At 46.9% G+C, this 6,910-nt stretch carries 6 protein-coding genes and 2 pseudogenes; 6 read left to right on the top strand and 2 right to left on the bottom strand.

Going from position 1 to position 6,910, the window contains the following annotated elements; all coding sequences use genetic code 11:
- Window positions 1-410 precede the first annotated feature (410 nt).
- The 4 genes from IM450_RS06045 to IM450_RS06030 all read left to right on the top strand — a co-directional run bounded on the left by IM450_RS06045 (window position 411) and on the right by IM450_RS06030 (window position 4,547).
- Window positions 411-839 carry a CAAD domain-containing protein gene (locus tag IM450_RS06045; RefSeq protein ID WP_002804204.1) on the top strand — a complete coding sequence of 143 codons (429 nt, stop codon included), beginning with the start codon at window positions 411-413 and terminating at the stop codon, window positions 837-839.
- A gap of 748 nt (window positions 840-1,587) precedes the next feature.
- Window positions 1,588-1,899, top strand: a complete 312-nt coding sequence (gene groES, locus IM450_RS06040) for a co-chaperone GroES (protein WP_002759486.1) — start codon at window positions 1,588-1,590, stop codon at window positions 1,897-1,899.
- Between the two features lie 46 nt (window positions 1,900-1,945).
- Entirely contained in the window at window positions 1,946-3,571 is a 1,626-nt protein-coding gene (gene groL, locus IM450_RS06035) for a chaperonin GroEL (RefSeq protein ID WP_002804201.1), read from the top strand.
- 313 nt (window positions 3,572-3,884) lie between these two features.
- Window positions 3,885-4,547 (top strand): choice-of-anchor R domain-containing protein, encoded by a 663-nt coding sequence (locus IM450_RS06030; protein ID WP_287667621.1) that lies wholly within the window; start codon window positions 3,885-3,887, stop codon window positions 4,545-4,547.
- 120 nt (window positions 4,548-4,667) lie between these two features.
- On the opposite strand, the pseudogene IM450_RS22445 reads toward IM450_RS06030, so the two are convergent.
- A pseudogene (locus IM450_RS22445) lies at window positions 4,668-4,778 on the bottom strand (shikimate dehydrogenase); the annotation flags it as partial.
- Window positions 4,779-4,915: 137 nt separating this feature from the next.
- Here IM450_RS22445 and IM450_RS06025 point away from each other — a divergent pair.
- Window positions 4,916-5,209, top strand: coding sequence for a hypothetical protein (locus tag IM450_RS06025; RefSeq protein WP_002759475.1), 294 nt, complete (start codon window positions 4,916-4,918; stop codon window positions 5,207-5,209).
- Window positions 5,210-5,347: 138 nt separating this feature from the next.
- Here IM450_RS06025 and IM450_RS22440 read toward each other — a convergent pair.
- Window positions 5,348-5,536: pseudogene (locus IM450_RS22440) on the bottom strand (hypothetical protein).
- 59 nt (window positions 5,537-5,595) lie between these two features.
- On the opposite strand from IM450_RS22440, the gene IM450_RS06020 reads away from it, so the two are divergent.
- A complete protein-coding gene (locus IM450_RS06020) occupies window positions 5,596-6,873 on the top strand; it encodes a recombinase family protein (protein ID WP_287667617.1) in 1,278 nt (425 codons plus the stop codon).
- The last annotated feature ends 37 nt before the right edge of the window (window positions 6,874-6,910 follow it).

Raw genomic sequence — 6,910 nt, 5'->3', positions numbered from 1 at the left:
TTCCTGCAAGTTTTTGCAGTTCTAGCAGGTTTTTGTCTTCTTCTTCACTTAAATCAATTTTTAGAGGGGCTGGCAAGGTTTTATTCCTCCTCCACAAAGGGTTCTCTGCTATTTTATAAGTTTTTTCGCCTACCTACTTAACTGATTACTGTTCACTGATAACTGACCCCCCCCTGATTCCTCAACCCCGATCGCTACCTGCTGTTAGAATAGAGAATTGCGGTCAGACTGACGATAAAATTGAGAAGCTAAATCCTTGATTCTTAATAGTTGTTGAGAAACTTTCCGCCTACTATCGAAATTGTCCGATAATATGGGCAACAGCGAGTTAGTCTATTCAGTCTGTTAAAATTGACCCCCGTTGGTCGTATTCGCGCACTGTCTAACCTTTATGATGAGGATCAGTTAATATGGAATCAATGCAACCGACCGAGACCAAAAATCCGATTAGAACAGATTTACCCGGCTCTCTGAGCAAACCCAGCAGCAGCACCGAACAGATTTGGTCTGAATATGTAGAACCCGTTTGGGATTCGGTGATGTCCTATCTGGCTAACGTCCCCGATTATATCGGTAGTTTCTTCTCTGGATACAAAAAACCTTTAATCGTTCTGGGGGCAATTTTAGCGAGTTTTGTCACCGTGAAAGTTACCCTTGCGGTTTTAGATGCGATCGATGATATTCCCCTCCTTGCTCCTATCCTACAATTAGTTGGGATCGTTTATACTGGTTGGTTTGTCTGGCGCTATCTGCTCAAGGATGAAAATCGTCGCGAGTTATTAGCCGAAATTGATGCACTAAAAGCGCAAGTTTTTGGCAGTCACAATAACACTTTATAGATAGAATCAAGCATAAAAAACAAAGGAGTTGAGTGTTTCCGCTCAACTCCTTTGTTTTTGCACAACAGCTTACACTATAGCGTTTTTCAGTCTAGTGAGGTACAAAAGTTATGGGTTTTAGGCAAAAGGCAAGAGGCAAAAAGCAATAGGGAGAATAAATAATCAGTTTTTAATAACCAGATTTAATAGAGTTCTTGCATAATTAATTTTTGAAAGGGCAAAAATGAGAAAAATAGGCATAAAATTGCCTAAAATCCCTAAATAGAGCATTTAATTGATTAATGCTTATTCTTAATTCTCCTGACTCGGAGAATACTGACTCCTAAGGGACTTGCGCTTTGATAATGTACCTTTTGGGCGAACGCAGTTCGCCCCTACATTGTGGACAAAATCCGTTACTGTAGGGGCGCAATGCTTGCGCCCTCCGATCGATCAGGTTTGCTGATCACCCTAAGTAGGGGGAGAGCCTTCGAGATGTTAGGGACTTGCGCTTTGATAATGCGCCATCTGGCTGGTCTGGTTCTTCTACAGAGCGATTTTCTGGCTGGGATATTATTCCTACGCAAGTCCCTAACCCCACCAACAAACTTTTTGCCGCAAACCCTAGCTTAACACCATAGTTCGGGAACCCGTACCGATCGAGCCGTTGTCAGGGGGCCTCGTATTTCGGTAAATTAGCACTCGGAAGGTAAGAGTGCTAATCTGGAAAAGACACTTACCCAAATACAAGACAAACGGAGGATATTCCATGGCTGCAGTCAGCATCAACGTAACAACTGTTAAACCCCTAGGCGATCGAGTTTTCGTTAAAGTTAGCCCCAGCGAAGAAAAAACCGCCGGTGGTATTTTCCTTCCCGATGCCGCGCAAGAAAAACCCCAAATCGGGGAAGTCGTGGCCGCCGGGGCTGGCAAACGCAACGATGACGGTAGCCGCACCCCTGTGGAAGTGGGTGTGGGTGACAAAGTTCTCTACTCCAAATATGCCGGAACCGATATCAAACTTGGTGGCGAAGAATACGTTCTCCTCTCCGAAAAAGACATTCTCGCCGTCGTTTCCTAATCATCTCCCCTTGAAAACCCCTATTTTGCACGAATAACGAGACATTATGGCTAAATCTATTATCTACAACGAAGATGCCCGTCGCGCCTTAGAAAAAGGCATGGATCTTCTGGCCGAAGCGGTGGCCGTCACCCTTGGCCCCAAAGGTCGTAACGTCGTCCTCGAAAAGAAATTTGGCGCACCCCAAATCGTCAATGATGGCATCACCATCGCTAAAGAAATCGAACTGGAAGACCATATCGAGAACACCGGTGTGGCTTTAATTCGCCAAGCCGCCTCAAAAACCAACGATGTAGCGGGTGATGGTACAACTACCGCCACCGTTCTCGCTCACGCTATTGTTAAAGAAGGTTTACGCAACGTCGCCGCCGGTGCTAACCCGATTTCTCTGAAAAAAGGTATCGATAAAGCTGCCGATTTCCTCGTCAGTCAAATCGCCAAACACGCGAAACCCGTAGAAGACTCCAAAGCGATCGCACAAGTGGGCGCAATCTCTGCCGGTAACGATGATGAAGTCGGTCAAATGATCGCCTCGGCCATGGATAAAGTCGGCAAAGAAGGCGTAATTTCCCTAGAAGAAGGGAAATCGATGACCACCGAACTAGAAATCACCGAAGGGATGCGTTTTGACAAAGGTTATATCTCTCCCTACTTTGTCACCGACACCGAGCGCATGGAATGCGTTTTTGAGGATCCTGCTATTCTGATTACCGACAAAAAAATCGGTTTAGTACAGGATTTGGTTCCCATTCTCGAACAAGTTGCCCGTCAAGGTAAACCCCTAGTAATTATCGCCGAAGACATCGAAAAAGAAGCTTTGGCAACCCTAGTGGTTAACCGTCTGCGCGGTGTTCTTAACGTCACTGCGGTGAAAGCTCCTGGATTTGGCGATCGCAGAAAAGCGATGTTAGAAGATATCGCCGTCTTAACCGGTGGTCAAGTCATTAGCGAAGATGCGGGTTTAAAACTGGAAACCACTAAAATTGACAGCTTAGGTACGGCCCGCCGTATCACTATGAACAAAGATACCACCACCATCGTGGCCGAAGGAAACGACGTGGCAGTGAAAACCCGTTGTGAGCAAATTCGCCGTCAAATCGAGGAAACCGATTCTTCCTACGATAAAGAAAAACTGCAAGAACGTCTGGCTAAATTAGCCGGCGGTGTGGCAGTGATTAAAGTCGGTGCCGCTACCGAAACGGAAATGAAAGACCGCAAATTGCGCCTAGAAGACGCGATTAACGCCACTAAAGCAGCCGTAGAAGAAGGTATCGTCCCCGGGGGTGGTACTACTTTAGCTCACCTGGCTCCCCAATTGGAAACCTGGGCCAAAGAAACCCTACACCATGAAGAATTAACCGGTGCTTTAATCGTTTCTCGCGCCATTGCTGCCCCCTTAAAACGGATCGCTGAAAATGCCGGCCAAAACGGTGCAGTTATTGCCGAACGGGTGAAAGAGAAGCCCTTTAATGTCGGTTATAATGCCGCTACCGGTGAGTTCTCCGATATGTTTGAGGCGGGTATCGTTGACCCCGCTAAAGTGACTCGTTCTGCCCTACAAAATGCCGCTTCTATCGCCGGTATGGTTTTAACTACCGAGTGTATTGTGGTGGATAAACCCGAAAAAGAAAAATCCGCTCCTCCCGCCGGCGGTGGTGACTTCGACTATTAATAATTAGTCTGTTTTTTCTTGACTCGATCACTTAAATGCGATCGAGTTTTTTTTGATGAAAAAATATCACTTCGGGTTAATACGGAGTGAAACCCAACCACCGAGGATCTATTACCCTCTCCCTAAAGGAATCGCACTTGGCACGACCAGAAACTGCCCGATGTTGCCTACCACTTTCTAGCCCTTTTGTCAACACCCTATAGAATTAAATATCATACCAGACGATAAATGATAACTATAAATAATCAATGGTCGTACAGAAGAGACGGCTGCTATATAGTTAAGGCAATCTTTCTGAACTTTTTTAGAAATCATGAAAACCTTACCAATTTCTTTGGTGTTAGCGGGAATTAGTAGTTCATTTGTTCTAGCGGGGGGGGTAAACCCTGTCCGCGCGGCGGTTCTGATCGGGAATCTCCCAGAAACGAATGATGATGATAGTAGTGGCATTAGCACCAGCAACGTAAAAGCGCTCGCCTTTACCCTGCCCGCGGGTAACAATTACAGCCTCGACAACGCCATCCTGCGACTCGGTAGCTACGCTACAGGAGAGACTCCCCTCGTCCAGATCCGCAATGATGTCGGGGGTAGCAATCCGGGCAGTACCGTCCTCGCCAGTTTCACCAATCCCACCCCTCAAGGACTGGGAGTCTTTAACTACACCTTCACTCCCACTGGCCCCCTCACGTTTGCCGCCGGTACTAAATACTGGTTATACGTTACCAGCACCAGTGGAGGTCTCGGCTGGAGCGCTTCTATTTCGGGTATAACCCCGACGGGCATCGCCACGTCATCGGGATACCGGTTTAGTAGTGGAGCGAGTTTCTCTAGCAGTACCGTTTTTAACAGTTTCCAGATCAACGCAACCGAGATAACCGGTCCGGTGGCCAGCACTCCCGAACCTGGTGCGATCGCGGCCTTGTCCCTGTTCGGATTGGGTTTACTGGGGGTTAAAGGTCGTCGGAACGAGGGATAAGTTGCCGTAGGTTGATTCATGAATCAACTCTCATAGCTGTAGGTTAGGTTGAACAGAGTGAAACCCAACCACCGAGGATTTAGGTCGGGTTTCGTTGCCTCAACCCGACCTACGAATTTACTCGGCCATATCTACTTTTAGATCGGTGAAATCTTTCTGTAAAGAGTCTAATTTTTCCGTGATATTTGTCAGGATAATTTCTAGGGAATTGGTGACGGGGGATTGACTCATCTGAATTTCGGGGAATATTCGATCGCCTAGTAATATTGTAGGCTGATAATCGTTGCCGTTGCCTCTGGATTGGTAATTCTGCCATCTTTCGGGAGTGATAGAATGCGAAGTATCCCCCGCAACAAGGAATTTAGTTTATGAGTCAATCGGGAGAAACCGTCACCTATTCCCTAGAAGCCATCCTGACGCGGATCGAGGGAAAGATCGATCGAATCGATGATCGCCTGACAAAACTAGAGGTAGGACAGGCAAAATTAATCGAGAAAGTCGAGGGAATGGATAAGCGGTTAGAAAGGCTAGAAAACGAACAATCGGGGCTAGTTAAGGATATATCCGATTTAAAAGGGGCGAAATCGCTGATTATCCCCGTAACCGTCGCGATTATTACCGCCATACTCACGGTTTTCCTTCGCTCTTTACCCTCTCCCTAGACGAATCGCGCCCGGCCTAGAAATTGCCAAGTCTAGCGGAACGAGCGCCATCTGGCGGGGGTTAGGGAGATGGGCAGAAATTCCTTTTCCATTCGCCCGCAGGTAAGCTGTTGACTATCTAGGGTCTGCTAAATAAATCTAAAAACCTTGTTGGATAAGGCTTTTAGACTTTTTTTCCCTGAAAAAGTGCCTACCATTGGAGTGATTGGGGGGAAAATTTAGGGATTTTTTCCCTGAAAATTAGGTAATTGACCACGGCTCGACTGAGCTTCGCCGAACGTCCTGAAAATGGGTAAAACCCCACACCCCACACCCCACACCCCACACCCTGCCCCCACGAAAAACTTTTTCAGCAGCCCCTATCTATACCAGGATTTCGGCAAAACATGAAAATTATCGCCTACACCTATACCAATCCCCTGCTCGATAGTCCCCCCGATGCCTCGATTTGGGCCTATTCTCCCGAACAAGTGTATCAGGATTTTGGCGATCGCTCACAACGGCAGCAACTGCTCCGCGATTGTCAAGAGACTCCCCCCCGACTGCTGATCCTGCGTCGCCTAGCAGAATTGGGAGACAATGGCACAGAAGTTAGCAAAATTTTACAATCCTTAGAAGCCCTCGACATAGATATAATTGCCCTAGAAGACCCAGATTATAAGCTGAATTTTGCCAAGATTCTGCAAGAAATATCAAAAAACGAACTAAGTAATCGTTTAAAAGTAGGTCACGCTCACAATCGTCTGCAAGCTTTACCTCCCCCCGGAAAAGCACCCTACGGTTATCGTCGTGGCAAGGAGCGTTATATACTCGATCGCAGTACCGCGCCGGTAGTCAAAGACTTTTTTGATCGCTTTTTGATTTCCGCTTCCCTGCGTTCCACGGTGCGCTATCTAGAAAAACGCTACGGTAAGAAGATATCGGTAGCTACTGCCCATAAATGGCTGACTAATCCCGTTTATCGCGGCGATTTGTGCTATCTCGGTCAAGATATTATCCCCGATACCCACACCCCGATTATCTCCCGGGAAGAAGCGGCCCAGATCGATCGCATCCTGAGAAATAATCGCAAATTACCCCCCCGCAGTGCCAGCGCCCCGCGTTCCTTAGCGGGTTTAGTCGTCTGTAGTCAATGTCAATCGGGGATGACGATTACCAAAGTGACAGCGCGAGGAAAGGGCCTAGAATACCTCTATTTGCGACCTTTGCAATGTCCCCGGACAAAAAAATGTTCGGCGATCGCTTATGAAAAAATTCTCAATAGCACAATCGAGCGCATTTGTCAAGACCTACCACCGACGATCGCTCAGATATCTTTACCGGATTTAGAGGGGATCAAACGGGGAATGAGCGAGGAAATAGGACAAAAAAACGATATTTTGTCCCAATTGCCCTCCCTAGAAGCGGCGGGAATTTTAGATCAAGAAACGGCTAATCTACGGGCCTATAAACTGAAAAACGAGATCGCGCAGATTCAAGGACGTTTAGACCAATTACCCCCCGATAACCTGACCATTATCGCTCGTGCCGTTGCTTTTCCGCAATTTTGGCGAGATTTATCGGAAATCGAGCGCCGTTTTTATTTTCGCGAGTTTATCCGTCGCATCGAAATCGAGAGGGAAACGGCTAATAATTGGCATTTACGTTTAATATTCGTTTTTTAAGAGTCTCGGACAATCTTAAAGTTAGCTAAAAATTGAG

The sequence above is a fragment of the Microcystis sp. M083S1 genome (assembly GCF_020246405.1).
In the GTDB taxonomy this organism is placed as follows: Bacteria; Cyanobacteriota; Cyanobacteriia; order Cyanobacteriales; family Microcystaceae; genus Microcystis; species Microcystis aeruginosa_C.
This window is presented reverse-complemented; position numbering and strand designations above follow the sequence as displayed.

Excerpts from the sequence above, each read along its gene's own strand:
- groES (WP_002759486.1), top strand. The coding sequence starts at position 1,588 with ATGGCTGCAGTCAGCATCAACGTAACAACTGTTAAACCCCTAGGCGAT.
- IM450_RS06020 (WP_287667617.1), top strand. The coding sequence starts at position 5,596 with ATGAAAATTATCGCCTACACCTATACCAATCCCCTGCTCGATAGTCCC.
- IM450_RS06045 (WP_002804204.1), top strand. The coding sequence starts at position 411 with ATGGAATCAATGCAACCGACCGAGACCAAAAATCCGATTAGAACAGAT.
- groL (WP_002804201.1), top strand. The coding sequence starts at position 1,946 with ATGGCTAAATCTATTATCTACAACGAAGATGCCCGTCGCGCCTTAGAA.
- IM450_RS06030 (WP_287667621.1), top strand. The coding sequence starts at position 3,885 with ATGAAAACCTTACCAATTTCTTTGGTGTTAGCGGGAATTAGTAGTTCA.
- IM450_RS06025 (WP_002759475.1), top strand. The coding sequence starts at position 4,916 with ATGAGTCAATCGGGAGAAACCGTCACCTATTCCCTAGAAGCCATCCTG.